This is a genomic window from Olsenella sp. DNF00959, from assembly GCF_001553055.1.
GTDB lineage: Bacteria > Actinomycetota > Coriobacteriia > Coriobacteriales > Atopobiaceae > Olsenella_I > Olsenella_I phocaeensis.
Genome location: NZ_KQ960123.1, coordinates 320,777 through 335,961 on the forward strand (window position 1 = coordinate 320,777; position 15,185 = coordinate 335,961).

Annotated in this window: 14 protein-coding genes; 12 read left to right on the forward strand and 2 right to left on the reverse strand. The window is 69.9% G+C overall.

Features of this window, described 5'->3' with window-relative positions:
* Positions 1–20 precede the first annotated feature (20 nt).
* The 5 genes from hisB to HMPREF1868_RS01395 all read left to right on the forward strand — a co-directional run bounded on the left by hisB (position 21) and on the right by HMPREF1868_RS01395 (position 4,109).
* Positions 21–608, forward strand: a complete 588-nt coding sequence (hisB, locus tag HMPREF1868_RS01375; protein WP_062529730.1) for an imidazoleglycerol-phosphate dehydratase HisB — start codon at positions 21–23, stop codon at positions 606–608.
* Positions 608–1,276: an imidazole glycerol phosphate synthase subunit HisH gene (gene hisH, locus HMPREF1868_RS01380; RefSeq protein ID WP_062529732.1), complete on the forward strand. Its 669-nt coding sequence runs from the start codon at positions 608–610 to the stop codon at positions 1,274–1,276. The genes hisB and hisH overlap by 1 nt, the downstream gene beginning before the upstream one ends.
* Before the next feature lie 11 nt (positions 1,277–1,287).
* A complete protein-coding gene (locus tag HMPREF1868_RS01385; RefSeq protein WP_062529734.1) occupies positions 1,288–2,064 on the forward strand; it encodes a 1-(5-phosphoribosyl)-5-[(5-phosphoribosylamino)methylideneamino]imidazole-4-carboxamide isomerase in 777 nt (258 codons plus the stop codon).
* Positions 2,058–2,825, forward strand: a complete 768-nt coding sequence (hisF, locus tag HMPREF1868_RS01390) for an imidazole glycerol phosphate synthase subunit HisF (protein ID WP_062529736.1) — start codon at positions 2,058–2,060, stop codon at positions 2,823–2,825. Before HMPREF1868_RS01385 ends, hisF begins: the two co-directional genes overlap by 7 nt.
* A gap of 417 nt (positions 2,826–3,242) precedes the next feature.
* Positions 3,243–4,109: a hypothetical protein gene (locus HMPREF1868_RS01395; protein ID WP_156439369.1), complete on the forward strand. Its 867-nt coding sequence runs from the start codon at positions 3,243–3,245 to the stop codon at positions 4,107–4,109.
* A 75-nt stretch (positions 4,110–4,184) separates the two neighbouring features.
* On the opposite strand, the gene HMPREF1868_RS01400 is transcribed toward HMPREF1868_RS01395, so the two are convergent.
* Complete coding sequence (locus tag HMPREF1868_RS01400) at positions 4,185–5,861, reverse strand: FAD-dependent oxidoreductase (RefSeq protein WP_062529740.1); 1,677 nt, start codon at positions 5,859–5,861, stop codon at positions 4,185–4,187.
* Positions 5,862–5,988: 127 nt separating this feature from the next.
* Here HMPREF1868_RS01400 and hisI point away from each other — a divergent pair, with 127 nt between their 5' ends.
* The 4 genes from hisI to HMPREF1868_RS01420 all read left to right on the forward strand — a co-directional run bounded on the left by hisI (position 5,989) and on the right by HMPREF1868_RS01420 (position 9,588).
* Complete coding sequence (gene hisI, locus HMPREF1868_RS01405; RefSeq protein ID WP_062529742.1) at positions 5,989–6,435, forward strand: phosphoribosyl-AMP cyclohydrolase; 447 nt, start codon at positions 5,989–5,991, stop codon at positions 6,433–6,435.
* A 3-nt stretch (positions 6,436–6,438) separates the two neighbouring features.
* Positions 6,439–6,756 carry a phosphoribosyl-ATP diphosphatase gene (hisE, locus tag HMPREF1868_RS01410; RefSeq protein WP_009277844.1) on the forward strand — a complete coding sequence of 106 codons (318 nt, stop codon included), beginning with the start codon at positions 6,439–6,441 and terminating at the stop codon, positions 6,754–6,756.
* Positions 6,757–7,010: 254 nt separating this feature from the next.
* Positions 7,011–8,360, forward strand: a complete 1,350-nt coding sequence (locus tag HMPREF1868_RS01415; RefSeq protein WP_062529744.1) for a C40 family peptidase — start codon at positions 7,011–7,013, stop codon at positions 8,358–8,360.
* Between the two features lie 382 nt (positions 8,361–8,742).
* Positions 8,743–9,588 carry a hypothetical protein gene (locus HMPREF1868_RS01420; RefSeq protein WP_062529746.1) on the forward strand — a complete coding sequence of 282 codons (846 nt, stop codon included), beginning with the start codon at positions 8,743–8,745 and terminating at the stop codon, positions 9,586–9,588.
* 112 nt (positions 9,589–9,700) lie between these two features.
* Here HMPREF1868_RS01420 and HMPREF1868_RS01425 read toward each other — a convergent pair whose 3' ends face one another.
* Positions 9,701–10,429 (reverse strand): cysteate racemase, encoded by a 729-nt coding sequence (locus tag HMPREF1868_RS01425; RefSeq protein ID WP_062529748.1) that lies wholly within the window; start codon positions 10,427–10,429, stop codon positions 9,701–9,703.
* Between the two features lie 228 nt (positions 10,430–10,657).
* Here HMPREF1868_RS01425 and HMPREF1868_RS01430 point away from each other — a divergent pair, with 228 nt between their 5' ends.
* Genes HMPREF1868_RS01430 through uvrC form a run of 3 tightly spaced genes read left to right on the forward strand, consistent with a single transcriptional unit; the run spans position 10,658 to position 15,176 of the window.
* Entirely contained in the window at positions 10,658–11,929 is a 1,272-nt protein-coding gene (locus tag HMPREF1868_RS01430) for a carboxylate--amine ligase (protein ID WP_156439370.1), read from the forward strand.
* A 15-nt stretch (positions 11,930–11,944) separates the two neighbouring features.
* Complete coding sequence (locus tag HMPREF1868_RS01435) at positions 11,945–13,117, forward strand: DegT/DnrJ/EryC1/StrS family aminotransferase (protein WP_062529752.1); 1,173 nt, start codon at positions 11,945–11,947, stop codon at positions 13,115–13,117.
* Position 13,118: 1 nt separating this feature from the next.
* Complete coding sequence (uvrC, locus tag HMPREF1868_RS01440; RefSeq protein ID WP_062529754.1) at positions 13,119–15,176, forward strand: excinuclease ABC subunit UvrC; 2,058 nt, start codon at positions 13,119–13,121, stop codon at positions 15,174–15,176.
* The last annotated feature ends 9 nt before the right edge of the window (positions 15,177–15,185 follow it).

Genomic DNA, 15,185 nt, shown 5'->3' on the forward strand with positions numbered 1-15,185 from the left:
ACCACACCCAAGGAGGAACGATGGAGAGACGTGCCAGCGTGTCCCGCAGCACGGGCGAGACGAAGATCGAGGTGGAGCTGGACCTGGACGGGACGGGGACCTGCGACGTCAAGACGGGCGTCGGCTTCTTCGACCACATGCTCTGCGCCCTGGGCAGGCACTCCCTCGTCGACCTGCGCGTGAGGGCGGAGGGCGACAGCTGGGTGGACGACCACCACACGGTGGAGGACGTGGGCATCGTGCTGGGGAGGGCCATCTCGGAGGCCCTGGGAGACAAGGCCGGCATCCGCCGCTTCGGCGACGCCCTGGTGCCCATGGACGAGTCCCTGGTCCTGGCGGCCATCGACCTCAGCGGCAGGGGCGAGCTTTACTGGGAGCTTCCCATCGCGGCGCAGAAGGTGGGGAGCTTCGACACCGAGCTGGGACAGGAGTTCTTCGTGGGGCTCGCCCGCGAGGCGGGCATGACGCTGCACATAAGGGAGCTAGATGGGAGCAACGCGCACCACCTGCTCGAGTGCTGCTTCAAGGCCTTCGCCCGGGCCCTGAGGTCGGCCGTGGAGCCAGATCCGCGCGTCGAGGGCATCCCCTCCACCAAGGGGAGCCTCTGATGTCCGGCGGGGAGGGGCGCATCGTCGTCGTGGACTATCACGAGGGCAACCTCCGCAGCGTCGAACGGGCGCTCGCCGAGGTGGGCGCATCGGTCGTGGTGAGCGACGAGGCACGCGACGTGGACGGCGCCGCGGGCGTCGTGCTTCCGGGCGTCGGCGCCTTCGAGGACGCTATGGGTCAGCTGCTTGCCAGCGGCCAGGTGCAGTCCATCGTGGCCGCCATCGGTCGCGGCGTGCCCTTCCTGGGCATCTGCCTTGGCATGCAGCTGCTCTTCTCGCGAGGGAGCGAGAGGAGGGATGGACCCTCCAGCTGGGGCGGTGAGTGGGTCCCCGGCCTGGGTGTGCTCGAGGGCTCGGTGACCCGTCTGGAGTCCAAGCGCCTCAAGGTGCCCCACGTGGGCTGGGACCAGGCGCACCTCAGCGAGCTGGGGCGGACCTGCCCGCTCCTGGCAGACGTGCCCGAGGGGGCGAACTTCTACTTCACGCACTCGTATGCGCTGGCAGACGACGTGGACGAGGGCATCGTGGTGATGCGCACCCACTACGCGCGCAGCTTCGCCTCGGGGGTGTGGTCGGACAACGTCTTTGGCCTCCAGTTCCATCCCGAGAAGTCCTCGCGGGCGGGCCGTTCGCTGCTCGCGAACTTCGTGAGCGTCGTACGAGGATAGGGGGGGCTGGCATGATCCTCTTCCCAGCCATAGACCTCGTGGGCGGCAGGGTCGTGCGCCTGCAGCGGGGCGAGCGCTCGCGCATGGACGTCTACTACGACGACCCCGTCGCCGTCGCGTGCGACTTCGCGGCGCGTGGCGCCCACTGGGTCCACGTGGTGGACCTCTCCGCCGCCTTCCAGGAGGACGAGGCCGCGCGCGAGGCGAACCGCCGGGCCATCGCGGGCATCTGCTCCGTCGAGGGCATCCGGGTCGACGCGGGTGGAGGCGTGAGGTGCCTCGCGGACCTCGAGCGGCTCGTGAGCGCCGGCGCGAGCCGCGTCGCCTTGGGCACGGCCCTGGTGCGCGACCCGGCCTTCGCCCGCCAGGCGGCTCGCGACTTCGGCGGGCTCGTGGTGGCCGACGTCGCCGCGGAGGACGGCTGGGTGCGCGTCAACGGTTGGCGCGACGGTGCTGGACTCCTCCTGGACGAGCTCCTCGTCGAGCTCGCGGGCATGGGCTACCGCCACCTGGTGCTCACGGACGTCGCGCGCGACGGCATGCAGACCGGCATCGACCTGGGGCTCTACCGCCACGCGGCAGAGGTGGCCGGGTTTCCCGTGGTCGCCTCGGGTGGCATCGCGGGTCTGGGCGACCTGCGCGCCCTCGCGACGGCGGGCGGGGACGTGGTCGAGGGCGCCATCGTGGGGCGCGCCCTCTACGAGGGAAGCTTCACGCTGGAGGAGGCCCTGGCGGTCGCGTGCCCAGGCCCCTCTCGCCAGAACGAGGACGGAGGCCCGGCATGCTGACCAAGAGGGTCATCCCCTGCCTGGACGTGAAGGACGGGCGCGTCGTGAAGGGCGTCAACTTCGTGGGGCTGCGCGACGCCGGCGACCCCGTGGAGCTGGCGCGCGCCTACGACCGCGAGGGCGCCGACGAGGTGGTCTTCCTGGACATCACGGCCACCTCGGACGACCGCTCCACCACCGTGGGCCTTGCCGCCCGCGCGGCCGAGGAGCTGCGCATCCCCTATGCCGTGGGCGGGGGCTTCCGGGACGTCGCGGGCATGAGGCGGATGATCGCCGCGGGGGCCGACAAGGTCTCGGTCAACTCCGCGGCCGTGCGCGACCCCGGGCTGGTCTCGGCCGCCGCCTCGGCCTTTGGCAGCCAGGCGGTGGTATGCGCCATCGACGCCCGGCGCGTGGGAGCCCAGGACCGCTGGGAGGTCTATGTGGCGGGCGGGCGCGCGGCGACGGGGCTCGACGCCATCGAGTGGGCGCGCGAGGTGGAGCGCCGCGGCGCGGGAGAGATCCTGCTCACGAGCATGGACCGGGACGGCACAAAGGAGGGCTTCGACCTGGCTCTTACGCGCGCCGTGGCCCGTGCCGTGCGGATTCCCGTCATAGCCTCCGGCGGTGTGGGCAGCCTGGAGCACTTCGCCGAGGGCGTCATCGAGGGGGAGGCCGACGCCGTGCTGGCGGCGAGCGTCTTCCACTTCGGGACCTACAGTATCCGGCAGGTCAAGGAGTACATGGCAGCCCAGGGCATCCCCGTGCGCCTGGACTTCTAGGGAGGAGGGAGGCGCCTCTCCCCAGGCCCTCCTCGGGCCGGACGCCGTCGGGGCGGACTTGTCGCGTGGCTACCGTTCAGGACTCGCTTGAGATTGCAGAATCTTGCGAACTCGGGCGAGTTCTGAACGATTGGCCAACTCATGCAGGCCCTTCTAGCTGCCACCCAAGGCCACGTTGGCCGAAACGACCCTCCGCGCCCTTGTTGGTGGTGGTCCCCCCGCCTATCGTGACGGCACCTTGAGGCCCGACACGAGGAGGGGAGAGGGACGAGCGTCTACGTGAGCCACCATAGCGCCCTGTGGTTCTGGGCCGAGCATGCCGCCCGGGGCAGAAGGCCGCCGTCACGTTGCACCAGGGGGCTTGGGGACGCCCGTGCCGGGTCAGCGACACTCGAATCGCTGCGGAATCTGGGAATCTTGCGACGAGGGCGCCCGGTCGACCTTCTCGTCGCGTCACAGGGCCAGCGCCGAAACGGCTCCGGCGTTCGTTGCCATTGCCTGTCGGGCGAGCTGCCGCGCCGGAGCTTCTCCGAGCTCGCCCCGAACGTCTACGTCTGCGTCCCCGAGCTCTGTTTCCTGCAGCTTGCGGGGAGCCATTCTCCCGTCGACCTCCTGCGGCTGGGCATGGAGCTGTGCGGGCACTACTCCCTGGCGGAGGGCCGCCGTGGCTTCCTGGACAGGCCCCCTCTCTGCTCGAGGGCTGGCCTGCTCGCCTATCTGGACGCGGTGCATGCAACGCGCGGCGTCGCCAAGGCCCGGCGCGCGGCGGGGCTCGTCATCGACGGTTCCGCCTCGCCCATGGAAAGCTCCCTGGCGCTGCTCCTGTGCCTCCCGACCCGCTGGGGAGGCTACGGGCTGCCCCGCCCCATCCTCAACGGCCAGCTGACGCTGAGCCCCGGCGCCGCACGGATCGTGGGCCAGCGGCGCTGCTCCCCCGACCTTTCGTGGCCTCAGAGGCGGGTCGCCATGGAATATCTTGGCAGGGAGTACCACGGGGAGTTTGGGCGTGACCTGTCGAGGGTCCTTGGCCTCAGGCGCGACGGCTGGCGAGTCGAGCTCGTGGGGATTGGCCAGCTTAGAAACCAGGCGGCTGCGACCGAGCTCGCAAGGAGGCTGAATCGACACCTACGCGGGCGCGACCTGGTGCTGCCCCCTTCCAAGGAGGGCAAGAGGACCCTGCTCAGGGAGTCGCTGCTTCCCTTCGGACATGTATGGGACGACGAGGGGAATGCGATGCCCTCCCTTCGACCCAGCTGGGTTCTTCCCGCATCAGGCTCTCTCTAGATGCCCCAACCGTTCAGGACTCGCCCGAGTTCGCAAGATCCTGCCGGCTCGGGCGCGTTCTGAACGATGCGCCGCCTAGGAAGACCCTCCAGCAAGTCTGAGCTCCAGCCGGCCCTGACCCAGCTGCGCTCGCAGGGGACTCCCGAGCTCGTCCCGCTCCTCGGGGAAGTCCGCCCGGAAGTGGCTCCCGCGGCTCTCGGCGCGTTCCAGCATCATGCGGGCCATGACCTCGGCGCAGAGGAGCTCCGCACGAACCTGGGCGGTCTGGGCCATGCGACGCGCGTCAACGGACGCGGTCGAGGTCACCGCGAGCTCCCCGCGCAACCCTCCCAGCGCGTGCAGCACGTGTCCCAGGCCATGGGCGTCGCGGGGGAAGAGGCAGCCCTCGGCCATGACCTGTCGCAGCTCCCGCGCCGCCTTGGGCGCCAGGGGAGAGGAGCTCGACCTCAGCTCCAGCGCCTCGCCCGCACCAGCCGCCGCCACGCGCTCGCTGCCCAGGGCCCGCCGTGCGGCGCCCGCGCCCGCCGCCTGTCCGAACACGAGGCAGCTCGCGCTCGCCAGGCCGCCGATGCGGTCGGCGCCGTGCATGCCTCCGGCGCACTCGCCGCAGGCAAAGAGGCCCGGCATGCCCACGACCCCCGCGTCCGTCCCGATCAGGATCCCGCCATTGCTCGCCTGTGCGGCCAGCCCCACGCGGAGCTCGTCCCCGCGTGCCACACCACGGCCCTCGAGCCAGGAGAAGAACGACTCGACGAACTCGGGCAGAGGGTCGGGAAGTCCCTCGTAGCGAAGCCCTGCCCCCTGGGGCGAGGCGAGGGCGAGGTCCACGTCGTGGTCACCAACGCGCGCGCTGGTGGGGCCGTGCCCCGCGCGCAGCTCGAGGAGCCGTCCCCAGTCGTCGGGGCTCCTGCGCTCGAGCTCGTCGACGCGGGCCCAGCGGAAGCTCTTCTCGTTGAAGACCACCCCCCTCACGGGCGAGACGATTGTGGGCATGACCTGGAGGAACTCGAGGTTGGTGAGGATGGCGCCATGCCTCAGCGCCAGGGCATGGCCCGTGCCGTCCGTCCCGGCTCCCGCGAGGGAGCCCGCGAAGAGGCCGGCGCAGCCGCCCGTGGCGAGCACCACGGAGGGGGCGTGGACGCAGAAGGCGCGGCCGTCCCTGGCGTCGAAGAGCAGGGCCCCGGCGATGCTAGCCCCCGCGCCCGGCGTCGTGTCGGTCGCCTCCGGTGCCATGGCGTCCAGGTCGACGCGCCGCTGGCCCTCCTCGACGAGCTCCACGAGCTCGCAGTGGGGGAGGAGCCCCACGCCGAGCCGCGCGAGCTCCCTGCCCACGGCCTCGCGGTAGGGCGCGCGCTCCAGGCCGCGCCAGAGCCTGCGGTGGCTGTCGAAGCAGGGGACGTACTCTCGCTCGCCGGCGTCCGCGGGCCGTCGCAGCGCCACCCCCTGGGACTCGAGTCTCTCGACGGCGTCGGGGATGCCCGCCGCCAGGGCGCGCGCGAGCACCGGGTCCGCCATGCCCTGGCCCAGCTCGCGGATGGCGCGGGCCAGGTCGTCCACGTCATCCGCGCCGTCCGGCCCCACGAGGCCCACGCCCCAGGTGCTCCCGGCAAAGCTCGAGCCAGAGAAGGTCGGTCCGGCGCAGGCCAGGGTCACGCGGGCCCCCTCCTTCGCTGCGGCGACCGCGGCCTGGGTCCCCGCGATGCCCCCACCCACGACCAGCACGTCGCAGCTTGCCTCGGCCTCGATCCTCATGGGGCTCCTTTCCACTGCGTTACCCCTTGCTCCCGTCGGCTGCAAGTGTAATAGAGTGACCCAGTCGGGCGTCGGCACCGGGACGTGCCGCCGCCGTGCAGGAGCGACATGACGCCAGGGAGGGACGATGGACGAGGAATCGCAGACCTATGCGGGCGAGAGGGTCGAGCTCCGCAACCTGGACGAGCTCGACATCGCCTTCGACGAGCGCGGCCTCGTGCCGGCCGTGGTGCAGCAGGCGGGCAGCGGGGAGCTCCTCATGCTCGCCTGGATGAGCAGAGAGTCCCTGGAGCTCACGCTGGGGACGGGCACCAGCTGCTTCTGGAGCAGGTCTCGCCAGGAGCTCTGGAACAAGGGAGCCACCAGCGGAAACGTCCAGAAGGTCCGTCGCGTCCTGGTCGACTGCGACGCGGACGCCCTGCTCCTTGAGGTCGACTCCCCTGGCCCGGCCTGCCACACCGGCCACCGGAGCTGCTTCTTCCGCGCCATTGCCCCGATGGGCGCGTCCGCGTGGGAGGGCGACGACGGCAGGCACGATGCGGGCGATTCCCATCCGTCCGACGGGGAGGACTGAGCAATGGGCGAGAGAACCGCGAACGTCCGGGCAGCGGACATCGGCCAGACCCTGGAGTCGCTTGCCCGCACGCTCCACGGCCGTTGGGAGAGCGACCCCGAGGAGTCCTACACGGCGCGGTTGCTCACCGGCCAGGAAGACGAGCTGCTGAAGAAGCTCGCCGAGGAGGCCAGCGAGGTGATCATGGCCTGCAAGGACGACGACCACGACCACATCCGCTACGAGGCAGGCGACCTCGTCTACCACCTGCTGGTCACGCTCGAGCGCTATGGCGTGGGGCTGGGCGAGCTCGCGGGCGAGCTCGAGGCCCGCAAGCGCTAGCGCCGGCTTCACGTCCCCCACCTTACTTTGGCTGGATGTTGACTCTTTGTAGTCGGTCGCGACCACGAACTGACGTCGTGCGAGTTGCGTTAACCTAATCCGATAACCATGGCGACCGGACCCTCCGGTCGCGGGCGCGCTCCTCGCGTCCGGCAGCAGGGCGTGGCGCCCGTTCCCGCAAGGGGATAGACTGGTCGCGACTGCTGCCCTCAACGCACGTCCAACGCACCAGAGACAGTATTGCGAGGAAACAGATGACGGAAAAGACACGCGCTGTCGTCAGGTCGGGGGTCGCCCTGAGCCTCTCCCTCACCCTGGCACTCTCCGCAGTCCCGACCCACGCCTTCGCGGCGGACACCGCCGCCCAGACCCAGACCGAGCTCGACTCCGCCCGCGCACGTCTGGACGAGCTCCAGGGCCAGTGCGCCACGGCATTCTCGCAGCTCGAGGACGCCCAGGCCTCGTTGGAGGACACCCGCGCGGCAATGAGCGAGACCCAGTCGCAGATCGACGCGAAGGAGCAGGAGCTCGGCGTCGCGCGCGGCACCCTCTCGCAGACCATGGCGGCCAACTACAAGAGCGGCGTCGACTTCCTCTCGTTCGTGCTCGGCTCCAACGACTTCCAGGACCTCGTCTCGCGCGTGTACTACGCCAACAAGGTCTCGGCCAGCCAGACCGACGCCATCAACGCGGTGAGGACCATCCAGGGCGAGCTGCAAGGGCAGAAGGACCGCCTCCAGGAGGAGGAGAGCCAGCAGGAGGAGCTGCTCAGCCAGTCCGAGCAGAGCTTCAGCCAGATCCAGAGCCTCCAGTCGCAGCAGCAGGAGTACGTGAACGGGCTCTCCGAGGAGGTCCAGCGCCAGCTCGCCGCAGAGCGCGAGGCCGCGGAGAAGGCCGCTGCCGAGAAGGCCGCCGCCGAGGCCGCCGCGCGTGCCGCCCAGCAGGGCGAGAGTGACGCCGGCACCGGCACCCAGTCCGGTGGCCAGGCCCAGTCCGACAACCAGTCTGGCCAGGGCGGGTCTTCCGATAACGGCTCCAGCTCCAACGCCAGCTCCGATACCGGGTCGAACTCCGGCAACGGCGGGTCCAGCTCCAACTCGAACTCCAACTCGAGCTCCAACTCGAGCTCCAACTCGAACTCCAACTCGAACTCCAACTCGAACTCCGGCGGCGGCTCCGCCTCCCAGCCTGACGAGTCGTACGGCTCGGGCATCTCGGCCGTCATCGCCGCGGCGCGCTCGCAGCTGGGCGTGAGCTATTCCTGGGCGGGCAATGCCATCGCCAACCAGGAGTTCGACTGCTCCGGCCTCGTGTGGTGGGCCTACCGGCAGGCCGGCTACAGCATCCCCCGCGGCCAGCGCATGTCAAACGGCTACAACAACTCGATGATCGGCTGGGTGCTCCAGAGGGGCGGCTTCACCACCAACCAGGCCAACCTCAAGGCGGGGGACCTCATGTTCTGGGGCGGGGGCACCGGCTCCACGACCCACGTGGGCCTCTGCATCGGCAACGGGCAGATGATCCACTCCAACTACGGCGGTGTCGAGGTCACGAGCGTCTACTACTTCGCCGGCAGCTTCGTGGGCGGCGGCCCGATCGTCTAGCCTGCGGGCAGCGACGGCCGTCACGGGCAAACGGATCGGCACGGGGAGGCTTCGCTTCGGCGGGGCCTCCCCTTCTTCTTCCGGGTGGCTGGCCATGGTGCGACGGCCTGCCTCCGTGTCGCCTGCGGCTGGGCCAGCACCATCTTCTGGCCGTCTTGAGCTACCACGTCCCGCTTGGCTCGCGGAACCGCCCGGCCGCACGACCCGCCGCGGGGGCCAGTCCGGGGGGCCACCGTCCATGGGATAATCGGCCCAGAGGCCGACACCGCAAGCGCAGGCGGCGCCAGCTCCTAGGCGACCGTGGGACTCGTGCCCCCATGGGCCCACCCATCGCGCTGTCGACCCGCAGGTATGGGGTTCCCGACGGATGGGAGGTTGGAAGATGAACGCCGCGTCAATCCGCACGTCCCTGGCAAGGAGGCTGGGTGTCCTCGTCGTTCTCGTCGCGCTCGTCGCCCTCGTGGGCTGTGGCGCATCGAAGGGCATGGGGACGGTGGCGCCCTCCAAGGACCCCAAGGCGGACTTCCTGGGCACCTGGACCGCCGTCTCGGTCAGCGACAAGGACCTGGGTGACCTCACGCTCGAGGACATGACCGGGTTGGGGATCTACTTCCGCATCACGCTCGTCGAGGACGGCACGGGGACGATGGACCTCGCCGGAGACGTCGAGGACCTCAAGTGGAGCCTCAAGGACGACACGACCGTGCTCATCAACGACAGCGAGACTGCGGCGAGCAGCCTCGAGCTCAAGGACGGCAAGCTCGTGGGCGACGAGGACGGCACCAAGATGGTGTTCGAGAAGGGCGACCTCGTCAAGGAGGACATGCCGAAGGGCGGCGGAAGCACGGACGACAAGGCAAGCGAGGCCGTGGACTACCTCATCGCAGACGACGAGCTCGCCACCATCCGCATGACCGAGGTCTTCGTCGACTTTACGGGCGACCCCGGCTTCGTGGTCAACTTCAAGAACAACTCAGACAAGAGCCTCAGGATCTGGTCGCAGTCCGAGAGCTTCTCCATCAACGGGGAGATGCGCGAGCCCATCGGCCTCTTCGAGCTGACAAAGCCGGGGACCTACGTCGACTGCAAGGTCTTCTATGATGGCGCCGAGGTTGGCCACGGGCTCGCCTCCCTCAAGGACATCAGCGGCAAGATCGAGCTCATGGACGAGGACTACAACGTCCTGCGCACCTACGACTTCAGCTACAGCTACGGCGCGAAGGGCTAGGGCGTCAGCCGCCTGCCCTAGGGGCGGGCGGGAGAGGCCTCCGTCCGTGGTCGGGACGTCGCTGCGGGGCGGATGGCCAGGCGGGGCGGCGGGAGCGGGTCTCTCGCCGCCCCTACATGCCGATGTCGCCGCCTCGCTCGCGCGCCCAGAGGTAGAGGTCGACGCAGCGCTGCGCCAGCACGTCGAGGGAGTCGTAGAGCCAGGTGGGGCGCTCTGCCAGGTCCTGGTAGATGACAGAGAGCTCGGTGCAGCCCACCACGACGGCGTCGCAGCCCTCCTGGCGCAGCTCCTCGGCAATGGCGCAGAGCTCGCCCGGGTCGTAGGGCGCGTTTGCCTTGACCCCGTCGTAGATCAGCGACATGATCCTGCGCTGCGTCTGGGCCCTGGGCACCACGCCGACGAGCCCGCGCTCTGCGAGGTAGCCCTGGAAGACGCCGGACTGGACCGTCCCGTCGGTCGCCATGAGGCCCACCCTGCCGCCACGACCCACGTCGAGTGCCATGCGCTTGGCGGTCTCCTCCATGATGTTGAGGACGGGGACGTCCACCGCGTCGCTGATCGCGTCATAGAAGTAGTGCGCCGTGTTGCAGGCAATGGCCAGGTAGTCGGCGCCTGCGTCCTCGAGCCAGCGGGCGACCTTGCACATCTCAGGCTGGGGGTTCGGGTTCGAGTGGTCCAGGATGTAGGCGGTGCGGTCGGGTATCTGCGGGTCGTTGAAGACGATCATGGGGATGTTGTCCTGGTCGCTCGCCGCAGGGGTCTTCTTGATGATGGCCTCCATGAAGTAGGCGGTGGCCAGGGGCCCCACCCCACCGATGATTCCCAGGATTGGCTTGTTCACGAAGGCTCCTCCCCGGTGCGCACGCGCCTCTCGCCCATCCGGACGATTGTAGGCGAGTGGGAGGGAGTTCTGTTCCTACGGTGCACTGTCCCTGCCCCCTTCGCAGCCTGCCTACAATATGCGGAGGCCCGCGCCACGCGGGCGGGCAGGGTCGGGCGGCCGGCAGGCGGGTGGCATGGCGCCGCCTGGGCAGGGCCGAGGCACAAGCACGAGAGACGGGTGCGCGCGATGGCGGAGCAGGCTGTGGAGGGTGGCAGGTCAGCAATGGGGGAGAGGGGCGCTGCTTCCTTCGTGCCCATCCTCCTGGGAACCGAGATCGGGTCCTACGGCATGGCGCGCGCCTTCTGGGAGCGCTACGGCGTGGCCAGCGTCTGCTACGGCAGCTTCCCCCTCACCCCCACACGCGACTCCAAGTTTATCGAGCAGCGCTGCGACGCCAACATCCTCGACCCCGCGCGCTTCGTCGAGCTCCTCAACGCCGACGCGGCGGACTTCGCGGGCAAGGTCCCCCTGGTCATACCCTGCGGCGACGACTACTCGCTGCTCCTCTCCAACCACAAGGCCGAGCTGGACCCCAGCTACCGCTGCATCTGCTCCGGTCCGGGCGTCCTCGACGAGCTCAACGACAAGGCCCGCTTCTACGCCCTCTGCGAGCGCGCGGGCGTGCCCTACCCCCGCACGGTGACCATCGGCCCCGAGGACGAGGGACGGCTCCCCGAGCTGCCCTTCGGCTTCCCCGTGGCGCTCAAGCCCACCGACGCCGCGTCCTGGCGCAACCACCCCTTCCAGGGCCAGAAGAAGGCCTTCGTCCTGGACGACGACAAGATGCTGGCCAAGACGATCCGTCGAGCCTTCGCCTCGGGCTACGAGGGGCAGCTCGTGATCCAGGACTTCATCCCCGGCGACGACGGCAACATGCGCGTCATGAACGGCTACGTGCGCCAGGACGGCTCGATCTCGCTCCTCTCGCTGGGGCATCCCGTGCTCGAGGACTGCGCTCCCATGCGCATCGGCAACTATGCGGCCATCGTCTCGTACGCGGACGAGGACATCTATGCCTCCGTCGAGCGGCTGATGGGCCACATCGACTACTTCGGCTACTTCAACATCGACATGAAGTACGACGAGCGCGACGGCAGCTGCAAGCTCCTTGACTTCAACCCCCGCCAGGGGAGGAGCAGCTTCTTCACCACGCTGGCCGGCTACAACCTCGCCGAGCACGTGGTGGCGGACGTCGTCGAGGGCAGGCGCGGGCCCGCGGTCCACGCCACCAACGAGTTCCTCTGGGTGGGCGTGCCCCGCTCCATCGTGTGCCGCTACGCCGCGAAGGGGCCGGGCCGCGACCGCGCGCTCGAGCTCATGCGCCAGGGCAGGGTGGGCACCACGCTCTTCGGGGCGCACGACGACAGCCCCCGGAGGCTCTGGAACATGGCTAAGCTCTGGGCGCATTACTATCTGGACTTCAAGAGGCACTTCGGGCATAGAGAGCTCGAGGACTAGGCGAGAGGGGCACACATGGCGGACTCGTCGCTCGAGCTGAGGCGCGCGCTCGCGCGGCGCAGCGGCACCTCCGAGGACGACTGGTTCCTCACCTACCGGGCGCGGCACGGCATGCTCGTGGCCTTCTGCGAGCTCGCACGGCTGCGGGGCGCGGGCGAGGTCGTGACGCAGCTCCTGACCTGCTGCACCGCCGTCGACCCCATCGTCGAGGCCGGGCTCGCCCCGCGCTACGCGGACGTCTCGGCGTCGAGCCTGGCGCTCGACGCCTCCCGGCTCGGACTCGGCCCGAGCTCGCGGGCCGTGGTCCTTCAGCACAGCTTCGGGATCTTCGAGCCAGCGGGCGACCTCGCCCTGAGGGAGGCCGCGGACGCGGCGGGGGCGCTTCTCGTCGAGGACTGCGCCCACTGCGTGGGGAGGCTCGCGCGCGACGGCGAGGGACGACCGCTCGCCGACGTCTCCGTCCACTCCTTCGGGGTGGAGAAGATGCTCCCCACCCACTTCGGCGGGGCGGTGTACGTGAGCCCCCGGATGGCGGACTCCGGGCTCAGGGCCGCCCTGGTGGGGGCTCTGGGCTCGCTTCCCCCCATCGACCCCGTGCTCGAGGAGGCCGCCAAGGGCTATCGCAGCCGCATCCGCGTGCTCAACCACCTGCCCGCCGGTCCCCGCCGCGCCCTTCGCGCGCGCTGGGAGGCCCGAGGAAGCTTCGACGCCGCGATATCACCCGAGGAGCAGAGGGGCCACGTCTCGCACGAGCCCTGCCAGCCTGGCGAGTGGATAGCCTCCCGGGCCCTGGAGGCCCTGGAGGGGCTCGACGCCCAGGAGGCCCTGCGACGAGAGGCCGTGACGGAGTACGTGCGCTCCCTTGCCGACACGGGAGTCGCCCTGCCCGCCGCCGTGTGCGCAGGTCCCGCCCAGCCGCTGCTGCGCCTCCCCGTCTTCCTGGCCGACTCCGGGCGCTCCGAGGCTCTCCTCGCCAGCGTGCGCGCGGCGGGGCACTATGCCGTGCCCTGGTACCGCCCGCTCCTCTTCCCCGGCGTCGAGGACCCTGCTTCATATGGCTTCGACGGCGGCATGGAGGGGCTCCCCGTGACCGAGCGCCTCTCGCGCGGGCCGGTGGCGCTTCCCTGCGACGTCACGCCCGAGCAGGCACGCCAGCTCGCGGCCCTCGCGGCAGAGGCGGCCCGCTAGCATGGCCGCGCGTGGGGGCAAAAGGCCGGGCGAGGGGGAGCCTCTCGCCACAGACCGCTCCGAGGGCGGCAGGCCCAGCATCGCCGAGCAGGTGGAGCTCGTTCCCACCGACCCCGGCTGCTACCTCTGGAAGGACGGCAGGGGCGAGGTCATCTACGTGGGCAAGGCCAAGAACCTCCGCGCCCGCATGCGCCAGTATGTGACCCTCCAGGACGACCGCGCGAAGATCCCCCTCATGATGCAGGTGGTGCGCAGCTTCGACTACGTGGTCGTGGGCTCCGAGCACGAGGCGCTGGTGCTGGAGCGCAACCTCATCGCCCAGTACCACCCCTACTTCAACGTCGACTTCAAGGACGACAAGAGCTATCCCTACATAGCCATCACCGAGTCGGACGTATACCCGGCCATCAAGTACACCCGCGAGCGCCACCGCAAGGGGACCCGCTACTTCGGTCCCTACACCGACGCCCAGGCCGCCCGCGAGACCATCGACACCCTGCGCAAGGTGCTCCCCATCTGCTCCGCCAACTGCGCGGAGTGGAAGAGGGCGCGTCGCTACCTCCAGAGCCACCCCGACGACGTGGCCGTGGCCAACATGGTCCTGGCCGAGCGCGGCCGCCCCTGCTTCGACTACCACGTGGGTCGCGGGCCCGGCGTCTGCTGCGGCGCCATCACCACCGTGGACTACGCACGTCACGTGAGCCAGGTGGAGAGCTTCCTCTCGGGGAGGCGACGACAGGTGGTGGAGGAGCTCGAGGAACAGATGCGCGATGCGGCGGCCGAGCTCGAGTTCGAGCGCGCCTCCCGCATCAAGCGGCGCCTCGACGTCATAGGCGGGCTGGACGACCGCCAGGAGGTCATGTTCTCGAGCGACGTGAGCCTCGACCTCATCGGCTTCTACCGCGAGGAGACGATCAGCTGCGCCTGCGTCTTCGTCGTGCGGGAGGGGCGCACGATCCGCACCAGCGAGTTCATCCTCAACAAGGGCATGGACGTGGACGAGCAGGAGCTCGCCGCCGGCTTCCTCAAGCGCTACTACGACGAGACCGCCGACGTGCCCCAGGAGGTCGACCTCGCCTGCGAGCTGCCCGACGCGCAGCTCCTGGGCGAGTGGCTCAGCGCGAAGCGCGGGAGGCTCTGCCGCTTGCACCGCCCCCAGCGAGGAGAGAAGAGCCACCTCCTCCAGATGGCGGAGAGGAACGCCCGCCACGCCCTCATGCGCTACATGGTGCGCACGGGGTACGCCGACGAGCGCACCAACCAGGCCCTCCTCCAGCTCGAGAGCGCGCTCGCCCTGGAGCGACCGCCGATGCGCATAGAGTGCTTCGACATCTCGACCCTGCACGGGGCCTTCACCGTGGCGTCCATGGTGGTCTTCACCAACGGCCGGCCCGACAAGGGCCAGTACCGTCGCTTCAAGATCCGCGCCGAGCTCGACGAGGCCAACGACTTCGCAAGCATGGAGGAGGTGCTGGGCAGGCGCTACAGCCCCAAGAACATGGGGGACGAGCGCTTCGCCGCGGCGCCTCCCGACCTCCTCGTGGTGGACGGCGGCAAGCCCCAGCTCTCCGCCGCGATTCACCAGCTCGAGGAGCTGGGGCTCGACATCCCGGTCTGCGGTCTGGCCAAGTCGGACGAGGAGGTCTTCGTCCCCTGGGACGACACGCCGGTGGTGCTGCCCTCGGGCTCTCCCTCGCTCTACCTCATCAAGCAGGTGAGGGACGAGAGCCACCGCTTCGCCATCACCTTCCACCGGGAACTGCGCACCAAGGCGCAGTCCGTCTCGGTGCTGGACGACGTCGAGGGCGTGGGGCCCAAGCGCAAGCGGGCCATCCTACGTCGCTTCGGCTCCCTCAAGGGCCTGCGCGCCGCGAGCGTCGACCAGGTCGCCGAGGTCGAGGGCCTTCCCCGCTCCGTGGCCGAGGAGGTCTGGCAGACGGTGCACGCCTGGGAGGGGGAGGGCGCGTCCCTCTCGCCCGAGACGGAGGCGGATGCCGGGGGAGCCCCTGGTCCCAGTTCGCCTTCCGGCGGAGAGGGGCGAGGGGACGGGTCGGAGTAGCCCACGCCC

Bases quoted from the DNA above. Each gene is read 5' to 3' on its own strand.
- hisB (WP_062529730.1), top strand. From the start codon at position 21: ATGGAGAGACGTGCCAGCGTGTCCCGCAGCACGGGCGAGACGAAGATC.
- hisH (WP_062529732.1), top strand. From the start codon at position 608: ATGTCCGGCGGGGAGGGGCGCATCGTCGTCGTGGACTATCACGAGGGC.
- HMPREF1868_RS01385 (WP_062529734.1), top strand. From the start codon at position 1,288: ATGATCCTCTTCCCAGCCATAGACCTCGTGGGCGGCAGGGTCGTGCGC.
- hisF (WP_062529736.1), top strand. From the start codon at position 2,058: ATGCTGACCAAGAGGGTCATCCCCTGCCTGGACGTGAAGGACGGGCGC.
- HMPREF1868_RS01400 (WP_062529740.1), bottom strand. From the start codon at position 5,861: ATGAGGATCGAGGCCGAGGCAAGCTGCGACGTGCTGGTCGTGGGTGGG.
- hisI (WP_062529742.1), top strand. From the start codon at position 5,989: ATGGACGAGGAATCGCAGACCTATGCGGGCGAGAGGGTCGAGCTCCGC.
- hisE (WP_009277844.1), top strand. From the start codon at position 6,439: ATGGGCGAGAGAACCGCGAACGTCCGGGCAGCGGACATCGGCCAGACC.
- HMPREF1868_RS01415 (WP_062529744.1), top strand. From the start codon at position 7,011: ATGACGGAAAAGACACGCGCTGTCGTCAGGTCGGGGGTCGCCCTGAGC.
- HMPREF1868_RS01420 (WP_062529746.1), top strand. From the start codon at position 8,743: ATGAACGCCGCGTCAATCCGCACGTCCCTGGCAAGGAGGCTGGGTGTC.
- HMPREF1868_RS01430 (WP_156439370.1), top strand. From the start codon at position 10,658: ATGGCGGAGCAGGCTGTGGAGGGTGGCAGGTCAGCAATGGGGGAGAGG.
- HMPREF1868_RS01435 (WP_062529752.1), top strand. From the start codon at position 11,945: ATGGCGGACTCGTCGCTCGAGCTGAGGCGCGCGCTCGCGCGGCGCAGC.
- uvrC (WP_062529754.1), top strand. From the start codon at position 13,119: ATGGCCGCGCGTGGGGGCAAAAGGCCGGGCGAGGGGGAGCCTCTCGCC.